A 16,741-nucleotide genomic window follows, 5' to 3' on the forward strand; every position below is an offset into this window, starting at 1 on the left:
CTGAATTTCTGCGGACGAGCGCCTCACTTAGCGGAGGCCACGTCCGGAAGATAGCCGCGCCGGGTCAGCAAGTGGAAGCGCCGGATCAAGAGGATCGCGTAGACCATCAGCCCGATCGACAGGCCGATCCAGATTCCGGCCGGGCCATAATCCAGAGCGAAGCCAAGCCCCCAGCACGCGGAGAATCCGATCACCCAGAAGCAGATCGCGGCGAACAGGAGCGGCATGCGCGTGTCGTTGAGCCCGCGCAGTGCGCCGACTGCGACGGTTTGCACGCCATCGGCGATGAAGAAGCTCGCTCCGACGGCCAGCAGCAGCGCGGCAAGTTGAAGCGTCGTGTCCGATGCGGGCGTGTCGAGCCCGAGGAACAGCAGCGGAATGAATTGGCGCACGAGCGCAACCAGCAGAGTCATCGCCGCCATGAACGCCATGCCCAGCGCGATGGCGGTCATGCCTGCGCGCCGTGTCGCCTCCTTGTCGCGCCGGCCGACCGCATGGCCGACCCGTGTGGTCGCCGCCATCGACACGCCGAACGGCACCATGAACAGGATCGACGCCGTCGTGAGCGCGATCTGATGCGCGGCGAGCGCTTCGGTGCCGATCAGGCCCATCAGCAGGGCAGCCGCGGCAAATAAGCCGAATTCCAACAGCATGGTGCCCGAGATCGGCGCGCCGATCGCGAGCAGACGGCCGAACAGCGACCAATCCGGCCGCCAGAAACGGCCGAGCACGTGGAATTTCTTGAACGGCCGGCAGGTGGTGCAGACCCACACCGCGGCGATGCACATGCAGAGGTTGATGATGGCGGTGCCAAGCCCGGCGCCGAACATCTCCAGTCGCGGCAGGCCGAACTCGCCGTAGATGAGCGCATAGGCCAGCGCGGTGTTGGCCGGGATCGCAACGAGCGTGATCCAAAGCCCGGGCTCCGGGCGGTTGACCGACTGCATGAAGCCGCGCAGCGCGATGAACCACCAAGCCGGCACGATGCACCAGGCGAGTCCGTGCAGATAGCTCGCGGCGAGCTTTGCCGCCTCGGGCGTCTGGCCGAGCGCGAGCAGCATCTGCTCGCCGTAGAGCTGCGACATTGTCACGGGCACGCCGAGCAACGTCGCGGCCCAGAGGCCTGCGCGCAGGGCACGGCGAACCATGCGCGGATCGCGCGCTCCGAAGGCCTGTGAGGCAAGCGGCGACACCGCTGAAACCAGACCCATGCCGACAATGAAAAACGCAAACAAAATGGTGTGAGCGAGCGCGGACGCCGCCACCACCTGATTGCCGAGCCGGCCGAGCAGGGCGAGGTCGCCCGTCATCATCGCGACCTGGCCGAGTTGCGTGAGCGCAATCGGCAGCGCGAGCTTGACCGTCTCGATCAACTCGTCGCGCCAGATCGTTCGGCTCGCGGAGGCAGGCGCCGCGCCCGCGAGGGCTTGTTCGGGCATCGTCATGATTTGGGCCGTCAGTCCTCGAAAGCCAAATCTGCTCAAGGCAGTTGGCTCGAGGCGCGCCTGAGTAAGTATCGATCGTGGAGAAATTGGGAAGGCGCACGCGGCAATCGGGCGCGCCAAATCAATGTCGCGTGACGAAGAGGTCACAAAACGGCGGTCAAATCGATCGTGCTGATGCTTCGATCAACGATGAGAATGTCTGGCGCGCGGGAATGCGCGCCAACTGTCAAGCAAGGCGGCCAGTCTCGACCTTGGCGGCGTCCTTGCCGAGAGCCTCGAACACCTTCTTCACGATGCCCTTCGTGTCGAGACCGGCCTTGGCATACATCGCGTTCGGCGAGTCTTGATCGATGAAGGTATCAGGCAGCACCATGGCGCGGATCTTCAGGCCGCGGTCGAGCGCACCATGGTCGGACAGCGTCTGGAACACCTGCGCGGCGAAACCGCCGATCGAGCCTTCCTCGATGGTGATCAGCACCTCGTGCTCGGCGGCGAGCCGCAGCACCAGATCAGTGTCGAGGGGCTTGGCAAAACGCGCATCGGCCACTGTGGTGGAGAGGCCGTAGGCCGCGAGCTCTTCGGCCGCCTTCAGCGATTCCGACAGCCGCGTGCCGAGCGACAGGATCGCGATCTTGCTGCCCTCGCGGATGATGCGGCCCTTGCCGATCTCGAGCGGCTTGCCCTCGGTCGGCATCTCGACGCCGACGCCCTCGCCACGCGGATAGCGCAGCGCCGACGGACGGTCGTCGATCGCGACTTGCGTCGCGACCATGTGCACGAGGTCGGCTTCGTCGCCCGCCGCCATGATCACCATGCCGGGCAGGCAGCCGAGATAGGCGATGTCGAACGAACCCGCATGCGTCGGGCCGTCGGCCCCGACCAGGCCGGCGCGGTCCATGGCGAAGCGCACCGGCAGCCGCTGGATCGCGACGTCGTGCACCACCTGGTCATAGGCGCGCTGCAGGAAGGTCGAATAGATCGCGCAGAACGGCTTGTAGCCCTCGGTTGCGAGTCCTGCCGCGAACGTCACGGCGTGCTGCTCGGCGATGCCGACGTCGAAGGTCCGCTCCGGAAACACCTTCTCGAAAAGGTCGATGCCGGTGCCGGACGGCATTGCGGCGGTGATGCCGACGATCTTGTTGTCCTTCTTGGCCTCCTTGATGAGGCTCTCGCCGAACACCTTCTGATAGGCCGGCGCATTCGATTTGGCCTTGGCCTGGATGCCGGTCGCGACGTCGAACTTGACCACGCCGTGATACTTGTCGGCGGACTTCTCGGCCGGCTCGTAGCCTTTGCCTTTCTGGGTACGGCAGTGGACGATGATCGGGCCGGTCTGGCTGTCGCGCACGTTCTTCAGCACGGGCAGCAACTGGTCCATGTTGTGGCCGTCGATCGGGCCGACATAGTAGAATCCGAGCTCTTCAAACAAAGTTCCGCCGGTGACCATGCCGCGGCTAAACTCCTCGGCGCGCAGCGCGCCGATCTCGAGCGCCTTGGGCAGGCGCTTGGCGAGCTGCTTGCCAATCTCGCGCAGCGAACGATAGGTGTGGCCGGAGAACAGCCGGGCCAGATAGCCCGCCATGGCGCCGACCGGCGGCGCAATCGACATGTCGTTGTCGTTGAGGATGACGATCAGGCGCGAGTTCATGGCGCCGGCGTTGTTCATCGCCTCATAGGCCATGCCGGCGGTCATCGCGCCGTCTCCGATGACCGCAATGGTGTTGTTCTTGCCGCCTGAGAGATCCCGCGCCACGGCCATGCCGAGAGCTGCCGAGATCGAGGTCGATGAATGCGCGGCGCCGAACGGGTCGTATTCGCTCTCGGCGCGCTTGGTGAAACCGGAGAGCCCGTTACCTTGGCGCAGCGTGCGGATGCGGTCGCGGCGGCCGGTCAGAATCTTATGCGGATAGGCCTGATGGCCGACGTCCCAGACGATACGGTCGGCAGGCGTGTTGAACACGTAATGCAGCGCAACCGTAAGCTCGACGACGCCGAGACCGGCGCCCAAATGACCACCCGTGACTGCCACTGCATCGACCGTCTCGGTGCGCAATTCGTCGGCAACCTGGCGCAGCTGGCTCTCGGGTAGCCGGCGCAGATCATCTGGCGTGCGGATCTGATCAAGGAGGGGCGTCTTGGACGATTGAGCCACCAAATTCTCCACCACAAACTATTGATACGTCGCATCTTCCGGGCGAGGCTTCTGAATATACCGAAACAGCGCCACAAGCCTGTTACAGTAGATTGGAACTGCCTTGTATTTCAACCAATCCTTTGGAAAAACACTAGGTTCCGCCGGGTCTTATAATACCAAAATATCATCACTCCGTGGCCACATGGACACAGCTTGGGCGGCTTGATGCCACAAAATAAGGCTTAGTTCACGTCGAGCGGTTCGGTTCCCGCGGGCTTCCCCGACGAATCCAGCGTGATCTTCTCCACCCGGGCCTCGGCCTGCCGGAGCAGTTCCTCGCAGCGCCGCTTCAATGCCTCGCCACGCTCATAGATCGCGACCGATTCCTCAAGGGGGACCTTGCCCTCCTCAAGTCGTTTGACGATGGTTTCGAGTTCCTCGATGGCCCGCTCGAACGTCAGCTTCTTGATGTCGGCGGCATTGGTGTCGGCCATGGTCGGTCTTTCGGAGGCAAGGTCAGGGCGAGTCAGTCCGGAGGTATTATAGTCCTATCCGCGCATCAGCGCGATGACGTGGGCCGCCGCGGACAGCGACAGGCCCTGCAGGTCATAGCCGCCTTCCAGCACTGAGACCACACTGCCGTCCGCAGTCTTGTCGGCGACCTCCATGATTTTGCGGGTGGCCCAGGCGAAGTCGTCCTCGACAAACTGGAGATTGGCGAGCGGATCGCGCTGATGGGCGTCGAAGCCTGCCGACATGATGATCAGTTCCGGACCGAAGGCCTGAAGTCTCGGCAGGATGCGGCTCGTGAGCGCTTCCTTGAACTGTGCGCCGCCATCGCCCGGCCGCAGCGGCGCGTTGACGATGTTGTCGTGATCGCCGCACTCGGACAGCGCGCCGGTACCGGGGTAGAGCGGCATTTGGTGTGTCGAGCAGTACATCAGCGTCGGATCGGACCAGAAGATTTCCTGCGTGCCGTTGCCGTGATGCACGTCGAAGTCGACCACGGCGACGCGATTGAGGCCGTGCTTTCGTTGCGCGTGACGCGCCGCAATCGCAGCCTGATTGAAGATGCAGAAGCCCATCGGCCGTACGGTCTCGGCATGATGGCCCGGCGGCCGGTGTGCCACGAAAGCGTTGGCGGCCTTCTTGGTAACGACCTCGTCCACCGCGAGCATCGCGCCACCGACCGCGCGCAGCGCCGCTTCCCAGCTTCCCGGCGACATCGAAGTGTCGGCGTCGAGCTGCACCATGCCTTCCTTCGGCGCAGCCTCCTTGATGGCCTCCACGTAATCGCGCGGGTGGCATAGCGTGACGGCCTCGATGTCGGCAGGCTCGGGCTGCACGCGAATGAGCGGCTGGAACTTCTCCTGCTCAAGCACGCTCTCGATGGCGCGCAGCCGGTCCGGCCGCTCCGGATGGCCGGGGCCATTGCTGTGGTTGAGCGACGCCGGATGCGAAATGAAAAGTGTCGTCATGCTGCAATCCACCAAAATGCTTCGCGAGACTTATTCCTTCGCGGCCGTCGAATCAAAGGTTCATGCCACCTTATTCCCGTCGATGTCGATTTCCCGCCGACGTGGGTACCGGGTTGCGAAAGTTTTGTATCACAAATCAGCAGTGGTTTGATATTGAACCATACCAGATGCGGGATGCTTTCTGGGTTCAAATCGAATGAAGCGGAGAGTTCAGCGCAGGTCCGGCAAGTTGCTGCGCAATCGATTGCGCATGTCGCAGATCGAACTGCTCGCGGCGATGGAGCGCTCCGCGACATTGAGTGCGGCGGCCCGCGATGTGAGTCTCACGCAGCCCGCGGCATCGCGCCTGCTCAACGCGCTCGCGGCCGATCTCGGTATGGCGCTGTTCGAGCGCGTGGGGCGCACGCTCAAGCCGACCGCCGCAGGCCAGGCGCTGGTCCGGAAGGCAGCCGAATTCGTTGCCGATCTGGACCGGACGCAGAGCGATCTTGAAGCCATCGACGAAGGTCTGATCGGCACGACCAGCATCGGCGCAGGTGTCAGCTCCTGTTATGTGCTGGTGCCGCGCGCCGTCACCTTGCTGATGAAGGCTGCGCCGCGCATCGCGGTTTCGATCCGCGAGGGCGGCATGGACGAACTCGCGGCGCGCCTGCGGGAAGGCCGGATCGATCTGCTGGTCGGGCGTTTCGAGAACGAAACCCCGTACCAGGACATCGTCATCGAGAAGCTCTACAACCCGTCGGTCAAAGTCGTCTGCGGACCGCAGCATCCGCTGGCCCGGAAGCGAAACCCCGCATGGGTGGAGTTGCTTCAGGAGCCATGGATCGTGCCGGAAAGCGGCACGCCGATGCGCAGTGCCGTCGAGGCGCTGTTTCGGCGGCAGGGGGCCCGCCCGCAATCATCCCTGGTCGAGTGCTCGGCCATTCAGGCGAACGTGGCTCTGCTGAACAGCCTCAACCTGATCTGGGTGCTATCGGAAGATGTGTCGGAATACTTCGCCCGCCTCGGTGCGCTTCATATCGTCAATGTGCCGGAATTGGATGCGCCGGGTCCGTTCATCGTCGCCACTTGCGCCACCGTCGCTTGTCGCCGGCCGCCCGGCGCATGAGGGAATGCCTGTTCGAGGCGGCAAAGCTCAAGCCGCGGCGGCGATGAAGTCGGAACACATATCATTTCTGGTATCATTCATGGCCAACAAATCATTTGAAGTATCCGGTTGCCATTCCGCATAATTCGGAAAATCGGGGATGGGACTTTCTGGGCAGTTGCTGATGGCGCGCGGTGAAGGATTTATTCAAAAGCACGGTCTTTGGACCGACGATCAGCACCGCCAGGCTGCGGCGATCAGGGAGCGCGCCGAGAAGGACAAGCTGAAGCTCTTTCGGCTGGCCTGGGCCGATCCGCATGGCGCCTCGCGTGCGAAGACATTGACGGCGCCGGCGTTTTTCGGGGCGCTCGAGAGCGGCCACAACACCAATGTCGCGACCACGACGCTCGACGCCTCCGGCGCACGGACGTTCGCGTCGTTCACGCGCGGCGGCGGCATGGGCCTCGACGAGATGACCGGCTCGCCCAACATGATCATCGTGCCGGATCCGGCGACCTTCCGCGTCCTGCCCTGGGAGCCGGACGTCGGCTGGGTGCTCTGCGACGAATATTTCACGTCCGGCGTGCCATTTCACTTTTCGCCGCGTCAGCTTTTACGCAAGCAACTCGCGCGACTTTCGGCCCGCAAGCTTCGTTGCATGGTCGGGCTCGAGGTCGAGTGGTATCTGCTCGCGCTGGCCGATCCGCATCTGACCGGCGAACACGTCGGGGCCCCAGGCTTGAAAGGCCGAGCGCCATCGACCTATCCGGTCGAGCCGGGCTTTTCGTTTCATTCCGAGTCCAACATGGACTTGATGCACAAGCCGGTTGCAGCGCTGGCCGACGCGCTGGAGAAGCTTGGCTTGCCGCTCCGCTCCATCGAAAACGAATGGGGACCGGGCCAGCTCGAATGCACGTTTGCGCCGCGCGAGGCGCTGGAAGCCGCCGACAATCTGGTGCTGTTCCGCACCGCCACGCGGCAGCTCGCGCGCCGAATGGGTTATCTTGCGACGTTCATGAGCAGGCCTGCCCTGAAGGGCTATTACTCCAGCGGCTGGCATCTGCATCAATCACTGGTCGATGCGGCGACCGGCAACAACGCCTTCATGCCCGATGCCGAAGGCAAGCCGCTGTCATGGACGGGGCTTGCCTATCTCGGCGGCCTGATGCACCACGCGCTGCCTTCCACGGTTTTCGCCAATCCGACGATCAACGGCTACCGGCGCTTTCGGATGAATTCGCTCGCGCCGGATCGCGTCGCCTGGTGCTCGGACCATCGCGGCGTCATGCTGCGCGTGCTCGGCGCGGTAAATGATCCCGCCAGTCGGATCGAGAATCGGATCGGCGAGCCTTCAGCCAATCCATATCTCTACATCGTCTCGCAGATCGTCGCGGGCCTCGACGGCATCGACAGCAAGCGCGACCCGGGACCGCCGGACACCGATCCGTATTCCACCAAACATCCGATGCTGCCGAAAAGCCTCGGAGACGCGCTCGTGCTGATGGAAAAGGATGCGCTGTTCCGAGACGAACTCGGGCCAATCTTCGTCGACTACTACGTCAAGCTGAAGCGGACCGAGCTTGCGCGTTACGAAAAGTTCGCAGCCGACAACAACATCGATCCTGCATCCGACGAGACGACGGCCTGGGAGCAAGACGAGTACCTGGACTTCTTTTAACGCCCACACGGTCTACGTGATGGAGGAGGCGGCTATGACGCTCGAACGTTCCAAGGCTCCTGCGCGTCTGCAGAATGCCCCGCTCTACGATTGGGACGAACTGGTGCAGGAGGATCGTGTCCATCGCCTGATCTACACCGATCCCGCGGTGTTCGATGCCGAGATGGTCAACGTGTTCGGCGGCACGTGGGTGTACCTCGCCCATGAGAGCCAGATTCCCAACCCGAACGATTTCATCACCGGAAAGCTCGGCCTGCGTCCGCTGATCATCACACGAGACGAGAACGGCCAGATCCGCGCGCTCTATAACCGCTGCACCCACCGTGGCACGACGCTCTGCCGGTGGGACAAGGGCAACAGCCGGTCGTTCCAATGTCCGTATCACGGCTGGAATTTTCTCAACACCGGCAAGCTTCGCGGCGTGCCTTGGCCGGATGGCTATGCATCGAAGCTCGTCCAGGAGGATAAATTCAATCTCGCGCAGGTGCCGCGCGTTGAATCCTATCGCGGCTTCATTTTTGGCACGCTCAACATGGAGGCGCCGTCGCTCCCCGATCATCTCGGTCCGATCAAGAAGCCGATCGACGAGTGGCTCGATCGAAACCCCGGCGGCAAGGTCATCGTCTGCGAGGCCAATCGGCTCAAATTCAAGGGCAATTGGAAGCTCGCCTACGACAATTCCGGCGACGGTTATCATGTTATCTTCTCGCACCGCTCCCTGATCCAGACCGAGAACCGGTTCGCCGACGAGGCCACCAAGAAGGGGATGAGCTACTATCAGAATTCCCCGGACACGCTGCCGATGTATTGCCAGTACATGGGCAACGGCCATCACTTCAAGGACAAGCGCCCCAATCTCGAAGCGCGTCCGGGAGGCTTATGGGCCATCGAGTCGCTGCATCCGGGCATGGAGCATGTGCAAGACAAGCTCCGCAGCCGCTACGGCGCGCGCGCCGAGACCATGCTTGATCTCGCGGGCTCCGAGCCGGTCAACATCAACGTGTTTCCGAACCTGTCGCTGCTCGGCAATCACATCCAGGTGTTCCAGCCGGTGGCGTTCGATGAGACCGACGCGATCTGGTACGGCACCAAGATCGAGGACGTCGATGGCACGCTCGGCGAGGAGGTGCTGACCGACATCAATGCGCTGCGCATGCGCACGCAGGAGGGTTTTCCGAACTTCGGCGAGGTCGACGATGTGACGAATTTCGAGCAGATCCAGCGCGGTCTCGCCGCGGCGGAGGACGAGTGGATCTACATGAATCGAGGCTATGCGATTCCAGATCGCATCCACACGCTGGAGGACGGCACGATCAAGGGGCCTGCGACCGACGAACTGTTCATGCGTGAATACATCCGCGAGTGGAAGCGGCTGATGAAGGCCGAGCCCGACATCGCGATCCGGCGGGAGGTTTGAGATGAACGCGCCCGCCCGAGACCCGTCACGGTCGTCCTACTATGTCACCAACGACTTCTATCTGGAGCTGATCGCCGATTTTGCCGACTGGCAGGTCGACGAAAGAAGTGTCGAGGATTGCGCAGAGCGCGACAGGTTCCGGCGGCTCATTGAGCAGGAGGCGCGCCTGCTTGACCGGCTTCTCTATGAGGAATGGCTTGCCCTCTACACGCCTGAATGTGCCTATTGGGTGCCATCCACGCCGGAAGGCGGCGATCCGCGCACCGAGATCTCCGTGATGTTCGACGATCGGCGACGGCTGGAGGACCGCATCTATCGGCTGCGGACGGGTTATGCCTGGTCGCAGGCGCCGTCGTCGCGGACGTCCCGGATCGTCTCGAACGTCGAGGTGTTCAAAAGCGCTCGCGACGACCAGCGCATGGTGCGCTCGAACTTCGCCATCAGCGAATTCTGGGACGGGGAAATCAGAATGCTCGCCGGCTGGACCGGCCACCGCTTCCGGCAGCATGGCGGCGCGTGGAAGATTTCCGCCAAGCAGGTCAACCTGCTGAATTGCGATCAATGCATCCGCAATCCGAGTATCGTTCTGTAAGAGCGCCGATGCCGACGGTCGAGATCTATACAACGCGGTTCTGTCCCTACTGCAACGCCGCCAAGGCGCTGCTGAAGCGCAAGGGCATTGCCTTCACCGAGATCGACATTGCAGCCAACTGGGAGCGCCGCGACGAGATGGTGCAGCGTGCCAGCGGTCAGGCCACGGTGCCGCAGATTTTTGTTGGCGGACGTCATGTTGGTGGCAACGCCGAGTTGCAGCGACTTGATGCCAGCGGCGAACTCGACGCTGTTTTTGAGATACCGACAACGACCTGAAGTTATTCCCACCGCTTTCCGGAAATGCTGACTCCCGGTGGAGGATCGCTGTCCGGCACGAAGAATGTTCCGGCCAGCGGTTCGCCCGGCACCGCGCGGTAGTGCTCGAAATCGGTGACGCCTTCGCCTGCGAGGAACGTGTCGTCGATCAGGAAATAGCCGGTGAAGCTTTTTGCGGGCTTGTGAAAGATCGCATAGGCTGCGTCCGCCATGATCTCGGGCTTGCGCGACATGCGCATCACGCGGTCGCCGCCGAGCAGGTTCTTGATCGCTGCCGTGGCAATGGTGGCGCGAGGCCACAGCGCGTTCACGGCGATGCCTTTGTCGCGCAGTTCGCCGGCGAGGCCGAGCACGACCAGACTCATGCCGTATTTGGCGATGGAATAGCCGGTCGAGCCCGCGAACCATTTCTCCTGCATGTCGAGCGGCGGCGAGTTCATCAGGATGTGCGGGTTTTGTGCCTTCTCGAGATACGGAATGGCATATTTCGACACCATGAAGGTGCCGCGTGTGTTGATCGCCTGCATCAGGTCGTAGCGCTTCATATCGGTGTCGGCGACCGGAGTGCGCGACACCGCGCTGGCGTTGTTGATCACGATGTCGACGCCGCCGAATGTCTGCGCCGTCTGATCGAGCGCGGTCTTCACGGCGGTCTCTTCGCGCACATCCACCACCAGGGGCAGGGCGCGGCCGCCCGCCTTCTCGATCTGTTCGGCCGCCGTGTAGATCGTGCCTTCGAGCTTCGGATGCGGCGTCTCGGTTTTGGCAGCGATCGCGATGTTGGCGCCGTCGCGCGCGGCGCGGAGCGCAATCGCGAGGCCGATACCGCGCGACGCACCGGTGATGAAAAGAGTCTTGCCGTTGAGCGACATGCGGCCCTCGCTATAAATCGATGCGGGGATTAGCCCGCGAGTACGGCGTCCGCGCCGTTGACGCTGTCGGCGGCCTCGGTGACGGTCCGCTCAAGTCCCGGGGCCTGCACCGCGATGTTCTCGGCGAAAAAGCGCGCGATGGCGACGCGTGAGGCGGGCTCCCCCTCTGCGACCCGCAGCGCCGCCAGCGCCTCGTCGGCCAGCATGCAGCCGCCGGCGGCGTTGCCGAACAGGCGCAGATAAGGCGTGGCGCCGGCCTGAGCCGACTTTGGCTCGGTGCCGATCTTGCCAAGGAGCCATGTTGTGGCGCGGTCGAGGCTGTCGACGGCTTCGGCGAGTTTCGCGCCGGTCGTACCAAACGCCGGGTCGTTGGCAGCCTGCACGGCCTTCACCGTGTTGCGAAGTTCGCCGATATAGCTGCGCACGACGGCGCCATCGCCAAGCGGCACCTTGCGCAGCGCGAGGTCCAGCGCCTGGATGCCGTTGGTGCCCTCGTAGATGGCGGCGATCCTCGCGTCGCGTAGATGCTGCGCCGCGCCGGTCTCTTCAATGAAGCCCATGCCGCCATGGACCTGGATTCCCAGCGAGGCAACTTCGATCCCGATGTCGGTCGAGAAAGCCTTGGCGACCGGCGTCAGCAGCGCCGCTCGGGCGTCGGCGGCTTTTGCCTTGTCACCTGCGCCGTGGCTGCCATCGATCGCGCCAGCGGTGGCGTAGCAGATCGCACGGGCCGCCCGCGTCAGCGCCTTCATGGTGAGCAGCATGCGCTTGACGTCGGGGTGTTCGATGATCGGGCTCGAACCCGAGGTCGCTCCGAGGGCTCGGCCTTGCTTGCGCTCGCGCGCATAAGTCAGTGCCTGCTGCGTGGCGCGCTCGGCGATGCCGACGCCCTGCAGGCCGACCGATAGCCGCGCGAGGTTCATCATCGTGAACATGCAGGCGAGGCCCCGGTTCTCTTCGCCGACGAGCCAGCCGGTTGCCCCACCGTTGTCGCCGTAGATCATCGTGCAGGTCGGCGACGCATGGATGCCGAGCTTGTGCTCAATGGAATGTGCGCGCACGTCGTTCCGCGAGCCGAGCGAGCCGTCCGTGTTGACGAAGAACTTCGGCACGAGGAACAGCGAGATGCCCTTGTTGCCGGCCGGCGCATCCGGAAGGCGAGCCAGCACAAAATGAATGATGTTGTCGGTGAGTTCGTGCTCGCCGTAAGTGATGAAGATCTTCTGCCCGGTGATGCGATAGGTGCCGTCGGCCGCACGTTCGGCCTTGGTGCGGAGTGCGCCCACGTCCGAGCCCGCCTGCGGCTCGGTGAGCTGCATCGTGCCCATCCATTCGCCGGTCACGAGCTTCTCGAGATACGTCTGCTTCAGTTCGTCCGAGCCATACGCGTTGAGCGCTTCGGCGGCACCCATAGTCAGCACCGGGCCGATGCCAAAGGCCATCGAGGCTGAATTCCACATCTCGATGCAGGCGGCGTTCAGCGCGTTCGGCAGGCCTTGTCCGTTCCACTGTTCCGGCAGCGACACCGCGTTCCAGCCGGCCTTGAACCAGCTTTGATAGGCCTCTTTCCAGCCCGGCGGCATGGTGACCTTGCCGTCCTTGAACGGCGTGCCGAACTTGTCGCCCACGGTGTTGAGCGGCGCGATGATTTCGGTCGCGAACTTTCCCGCCTCGTCCAGCACCGCGTCGACGTCGTCCGCACCGAGCGTGCTGCCTTGCGCGAGGGCGGGCGCGAGCCCCGCGCCGTGTTTGAGCGTGAAGGCGATGTCGGCGACCGGGGCGCGGTATGTCATAGCGTGATCCTAGTCTTGGAGGCTGCGTCGTCAATCATGGTGGGCAGCGCTATGGTTGCCGTCCTGGATCTCAAGACGAGGCCATCGCCGGCCGAATTCGGCGCCTGTATGCCTGCGGACATGAAATGGCAGCGCGTCGTGAAGGATGGCTGCATCAAATCGGAATAGTCATTTCGACGGCGGCAGCGTCGCCAGCAACGCCTTCCACTTGTCGGATTCGGTGTGGAGGAGTTCGCCGAACTTGGTTTCGTTCTCGTAGGCCGGCTCGACCGAGAGCAGCGCCACCTTGGCTTGCACGTCGGGTCGTGCCCAGGCGGCGCCGACCGCCCGCGAAATCTCCTTGATCTTGTCGGGCGGCGTGGCGGCCGGCGCGAGGAGGCCGATGAAGCTCGCCGAACCGCCGAAGCCCGGCACGCCGGCTTCCGTGATGCTCGGAATGTCTGGCGCCATCTTGGAACGGGTTGCGCTCGTGACGCCGAGGCCCACGAGATTGCCGGCCTTGATGTGCTCATGAGCGGACGTGAGATCAACCGACGCCATCGGGATCTGGCCGCCGAGCACGTCAGTCACCGCGGGCGCGCTGCCTCGATAAGGCACGTGGACGAAATTCCCGCCGGTCGCCTTCTTCAGGAGTTCGACCGCGAGATGCTGGCTCGAATTCACGCCGGTGGTGCCGTAGCTGACGCCCTCGGGGGCGGTTTTGGCGCGTTCGATCACGGCCTTCAGCGTCTTCAGTTCGCCTTTTGAACTCGACACCAACACAATCGGGATCTCGATCAGCTTGGCGACTGGTGCAAGCTCCTTCAGCGTATCGAATGCGTTCGAGGTGGGCAGATGCGGATTGATTACCAGGGCGCCGACGGCCGCGATGGCGAGCGTGTCGCCGTCCGGCGCCGCCTTCGACGCCGTGATCAGCCCTATGGTGCCGCCGGCGCCAGGCTGGTTGATCACCACCACCTGGCGGTTGAGGCTTGCGCCCAGTTCAGTCGCTACGATGCGGGCAATGCCGTCGGCCGAGCCGCCGGGTGCAAACGGCACGTAGATCTGCATGACCTTCGAGGACGCCGGTTGGGCCGCGGCGGAGCCTGTTCCCAGTGGCAGCGCCAGTGCTGCGAGCAACGCCAAAGGCCTCAGACGCATCCGTCACCCCCGCGATTTTTCCGATAGGAGCGTAGCCGCGGGGCAGATTTCTATAAAGAGCATCCACCGCCTCCCACAGCTTGCATTGATTGGAAGCAGGTGCGCCGCTATACGGTGCGGGCAAAGATATCGGCCAATGACGCAACGCCGCGGCATTGGGGCGTAGCCAAGTGGTAAGGCAGCGGATTTTGATTCCGCCATCCCCTGGTTCGAATCCAGGCGCCCCAGCCAATTTCCCGCGATTTTTCAGCCATTTTCAGCATCGATAGATCGGAACATTGGGAACGGAGAGCGAATATTCGCCGCCACAAAAACCGGCACAGTCGATCATGCCGTTCTATTTGTGTTCGTTCGAGAATTCGCCTTTTGGTCTTTTGCGGCGGCGGGCCGCTCCGACTCATGACCGGCACGATTGTCGGCACGCGCGAGACGCTGTTCGACTTCGAGGAAGGCGTAAGCCTTTTCCGTCTGCTTGATGCTCTGATGGCCGAGCTGCGCCTGCACCATCTCCATCGACCATCCGTGATCCTGGAGGAGTCGGCAACCGTGCGTGCGGCGCAGATCGTGCCAGCGCACATCTTTGATGCCGGCGCGCGTGGCGGCCGCCTTGAAGCCTCGATCCAGGTGACGGAAGCGGGCGCCGTCGCGATGCCAGAACACGAGCTTGGAGCGGAAGTGGCGCGGCAGGGCGCTCAGGGCCTCGACTGCGGAATCGAGCAGCACCACATCACGCGATCTCTTGCCCTTGGCGCGCTCGCCCGGAATCCGGATCAGGCGTCCAGGCAGGTCGACATAGTCCCAGGTCAGGTCGAACTGCTCGCGAAGGCGAAGGCCCGATCCGATGGCCACGACAATGGCGGCCTCGAGCATGGCGTCGTTGCGCGGGCCTTTGTGCTTCTTCTTTGCGCGACGCCGGATCGTCTCATCCGTCTCGGTGCGCCTGGGCGAGGCTGCGGCGACCAGCTTGGTTTCTTCGGGCTTCTTGAGATAGCGGGTGCGCGCCTCGTTCTCGCGAAGTCCGCGCTTCTTGGCGCGCTTCAGGAACGCCGAGACCGGGTTGCTGTCGACGATCTCGCGCTCGATTGCGAAACCATACATCGAAGACAGGCACGCCAGATCCCTGCGGATCGTCGGCGCGGCGGCGCCATCGGCGCGGCGCGACGTCTCGAAAGCGATGAGTTCTGCCGAGCCGATGGAGTCGAGCATCAGGTGCCCCAGCTCGCGGTCGAGGTGGATGAGCGAAACGCCATAGCGCCGGGCCGACTGATGCCGGATGTTCGGAAGGTGCTCGTTCGTGAAGCGGTCGGCGATCTCATTGAGTGTGACCCTTGGTTTCTCGCCCCATGCAGCGGCATCTAGCCGGTCGATCCATTGCGTAAGACGTTTGCGAGCGACGCTTTGAGATCGCGTTTCGAGTGGTTCCCGGTATTCCTTGTTGCCTCTTTGAATGCGGCCCCACCACGTCTTGCCGCGGCGATAGATACTGGCCATCGGGCTTTCTCCCCCTGCTCACGCGAGGCCCACCACAAACGAAACTCACGCAGGTCAAACACCCAGCAGCCGCCCGGGCCTGAAGGCTGGCGTGCGCCGGGTATCTTGCCTGCCGCTGCCATCTTGATCCAGTGGCGGCTGGTGAAGCCGAACTCGTCGGCGATCTCGGAGGCTTTGACGGGAGGGCTCATTGTCCATCCACCTCCTCGGTCATGCGATCAGCAAGCCGGACATCACCGCGCCACTGCGCCCGCGTCTCTTCGGCCGGCGGCTTCAGCCGGTAGCGATATTCAAACCTGCGGGATGAATGGACGACTTCGGCGCGGTCGAGCACGCCAGCGAAAAACAGGATGCCCAGCCGCTGGCTGGTCCGGGTCGGATGCCAGTCGAGTGTTTGGCCGAGCTCCTTGGCGGTAGCCCCGTTGGGGTGAAGGGCCAGACCATCCAAGATCGCTTGCTTCGTGGCGTCGAGCATCAGCGAGCCCTCCCGACACGCTTGATGCCGCCACTGACACGCCAAGCGGTGATGGAGCGGTCGTTGCGGATGCCGCGGGCGCCATCGGCGACGCGGTTGTTCTTCGCGATCACCGGCAGATCGATGGTGTCGGTCTTTTCGCGCCAGCAGTTGCGGGCGAGGACGGCGCAGTTCTCAAGGCTGTTATCGCCGCCAAGGGCGTCCTGAAATACGTGCTCATAGTTGATGTGGCCGACACGGAGGATGACGCCGCAGCCTTGCGGCCGGCCGAGCTCTGGAATCCGATGACATTCGCAAATGCCGTTCGAGCGAGCGAAGGCTTCGCGCTTCGTCTCTTTGGTGAACTCGGATCGGCGGGAGCGGATCATCTGATTTTCCGCCATTGGCCGTTGGCGTCTTGCTCAACGCCGTGGAGCGCGCGCATGTGGTCTCGTGCATACTTCTCCGCGTCGCGCCACGCTTTGCGCTTGTGCCAGTTGTCGAGCCATTGGAAGCCGCAAAGGAATGCGAGTAGGCATCCAATGAAAATCGCGAGAACGGCTAGTTCTTTCATCGATCCAACCCGCTTCGTTGACCGCAATAAACGCAATGCCTGTCATTCGGGCCGCCGAAGACATGATCTCCAACCGGATTGCGTTGATCAGGGCAGGGATCGGGGATGTCACAGAACAGCGGTGCGTCGTCGTTGCGTGGGTCGTAGTTGAGAATGCAGTCGTCGATGTCGGTTTCGACCGGGGCGGGTTCGATGATCTCGAATGCCCATACCGGCATTCCTGCCAGATGAGATTGAATGGCTTGGGTGAGAGCGAGGGATTGGTTACGGGACATTTTGGAGAACCACGTTGCTCTTGCTGCGGAGTC

The 16,741-nt window shown here is 63.2% G+C and carries 16 protein-coding genes and 1 tRNA gene; 6 read left to right on the forward strand and 11 right to left on the reverse strand.

Translation table 11 applies throughout. The features are described from left to right. Positions 1-23: 23 nt before the first annotated feature. The 4 genes from RHPLAN_RS14120 to RHPLAN_RS14135 form a co-directional block, all read right to left on the reverse strand. Complete coding sequence (locus RHPLAN_RS14120; protein ID WP_068018882.1) at positions 24-1,445, reverse strand: MATE family efflux transporter; 1,422 nt, start codon at positions 1,443-1,445, stop codon at positions 24-26. A gap of 226 nt (positions 1,446-1,671) precedes the next feature. Then, the gene (gene dxs / locus RHPLAN_RS14125; RefSeq protein WP_068031190.1) at positions 1,672-3,597 is read right to left on the reverse strand and encodes a 1-deoxy-D-xylulose-5-phosphate synthase; all 1,926 of its coding nucleotides are present in this window, start codon (positions 3,595-3,597) and stop codon (positions 1,672-1,674) included. A gap of 224 nt (positions 3,598-3,821) precedes the next feature. After that, positions 3,822-4,073, reverse strand: coding sequence for an exodeoxyribonuclease VII small subunit (locus tag RHPLAN_RS14130; protein WP_068018885.1), 252 nt, complete (start codon positions 4,071-4,073; stop codon positions 3,822-3,824). Positions 4,074-4,127: 54 nt separating this feature from the next. After that, the gene (locus RHPLAN_RS14135) at positions 4,128-5,057 is read right to left on the reverse strand and encodes a histone deacetylase family protein (protein WP_068018887.1); all 930 of its coding nucleotides are present in this window, start codon (positions 5,055-5,057) and stop codon (positions 4,128-4,130) included. A gap of 196 nt (positions 5,058-5,253) precedes the next feature. Between RHPLAN_RS14135 and RHPLAN_RS14140 the strand changes: the two genes are divergently transcribed. From RHPLAN_RS14140 to grxC, 5 genes are all read left to right on the forward strand, one after another. Continuing rightward, a complete protein-coding gene (locus RHPLAN_RS14140) occupies positions 5,254-6,165 on the forward strand; it encodes a LysR family transcriptional regulator (protein WP_084244876.1) in 912 nt (303 codons plus the stop codon). A gap of 139 nt (positions 6,166-6,304) precedes the next feature. Continuing rightward, positions 6,305-7,822 carry a glutamine synthetase family protein gene (locus tag RHPLAN_RS14145; RefSeq protein ID WP_237180138.1) on the forward strand — a complete coding sequence of 506 codons (1,518 nt, stop codon included), beginning with the start codon at positions 6,305-6,307 and terminating at the stop codon, positions 7,820-7,822. Positions 7,823-7,856: 34 nt separating this feature from the next. Next, positions 7,857-9,239: an aromatic ring-hydroxylating oxygenase subunit alpha gene (locus tag RHPLAN_RS14150; protein ID WP_068031194.1), complete on the forward strand. Its 1,383-nt coding sequence runs from the start codon at positions 7,857-7,859 to the stop codon at positions 9,237-9,239. Between the two features lies 1 nt (position 9,240). After that, positions 9,241-9,831: an aromatic-ring-hydroxylating dioxygenase subunit beta gene (locus RHPLAN_RS14155; protein ID WP_068018892.1), complete on the forward strand. Its 591-nt coding sequence runs from the start codon at positions 9,241-9,243 to the stop codon at positions 9,829-9,831. An 8-nt stretch (positions 9,832-9,839) separates the two neighbouring features. Further along, the gene (grxC, locus tag RHPLAN_RS14160; protein ID WP_068018895.1) at positions 9,840-10,109 is read left to right on the forward strand and encodes a glutaredoxin 3; all 270 of its coding nucleotides are present in this window, start codon (positions 9,840-9,842) and stop codon (positions 10,107-10,109) included. A 2-nt stretch (positions 10,110-10,111) separates the two neighbouring features. On the opposite strand, the gene RHPLAN_RS14165 is transcribed toward grxC, so the two are convergent. From RHPLAN_RS14165 to RHPLAN_RS14175, 3 genes are all read right to left on the reverse strand, one after another. Further along, positions 10,112-10,981 (reverse strand): SDR family oxidoreductase, encoded by an 870-nt coding sequence (locus RHPLAN_RS14165; RefSeq protein WP_068018900.1) that lies wholly within the window; start codon positions 10,979-10,981, stop codon positions 10,112-10,114. Positions 10,982-11,010: 29 nt separating this feature from the next. After that, the gene (locus tag RHPLAN_RS14170) at positions 11,011-12,774 is read right to left on the reverse strand and encodes an acyl-CoA dehydrogenase family protein (protein ID WP_068018903.1); all 1,764 of its coding nucleotides are present in this window, start codon (positions 12,772-12,774) and stop codon (positions 11,011-11,013) included. Positions 12,775-12,942: 168 nt separating this feature from the next. Then, positions 12,943-13,914 carry a Bug family tripartite tricarboxylate transporter substrate binding protein gene (locus RHPLAN_RS14175; protein ID WP_084244880.1) on the reverse strand — a complete coding sequence of 324 codons (972 nt, stop codon included), beginning with the start codon at positions 13,912-13,914 and terminating at the stop codon, positions 12,943-12,945. 156 nt (positions 13,915-14,070) lie between these two features. Between RHPLAN_RS14175 and RHPLAN_RS14180 the strand changes: the two genes are divergently transcribed. Beyond that, positions 14,071-14,145 (forward strand) — tRNA-Gln (locus RHPLAN_RS14180). 96 nt (positions 14,146-14,241) lie between these two features. On the opposite strand, the gene RHPLAN_RS14185 is transcribed toward RHPLAN_RS14180, so the two are convergent. From RHPLAN_RS14185 to RHPLAN_RS39330, 4 genes are all read right to left on the reverse strand, one after another. Beyond that, positions 14,242-15,405, reverse strand: coding sequence for a tyrosine-type recombinase/integrase (locus RHPLAN_RS14185; protein WP_068018908.1), 1,164 nt, complete (start codon positions 15,403-15,405; stop codon positions 14,242-14,244). Positions 15,406-15,592: 187 nt separating this feature from the next. Beyond that, on the reverse strand, positions 15,593-15,880 hold the full coding sequence (locus RHPLAN_RS14190; protein ID WP_068018911.1) for a hypothetical protein: 288 nt from the start codon (positions 15,878-15,880) through the stop codon (positions 15,593-15,595). Beyond that, the gene (locus RHPLAN_RS14195; RefSeq protein ID WP_068018915.1) at positions 15,880-16,248 is read right to left on the reverse strand and encodes a hypothetical protein; all 369 of its coding nucleotides are present in this window, start codon (positions 16,246-16,248) and stop codon (positions 15,880-15,882) included. The genes RHPLAN_RS14190 and RHPLAN_RS14195 overlap by 1 nt, the downstream gene beginning before the upstream one ends. Before the next feature lie 181 nt (positions 16,249-16,429). Further along, on the reverse strand, positions 16,430-16,708 hold the full coding sequence (locus tag RHPLAN_RS39330; protein WP_157100255.1) for a hypothetical protein: 279 nt from the start codon (positions 16,706-16,708) through the stop codon (positions 16,430-16,432). Between the last annotated feature and the right edge of the window lie 33 nt (positions 16,709-16,741).

The organism is Rhodoplanes sp. Z2-YC6860 (assembly GCF_001579845.1).
Taxonomy (GTDB): domain Bacteria; phylum Pseudomonadota; class Alphaproteobacteria; order Rhizobiales; family Xanthobacteraceae; genus Z2-YC6860.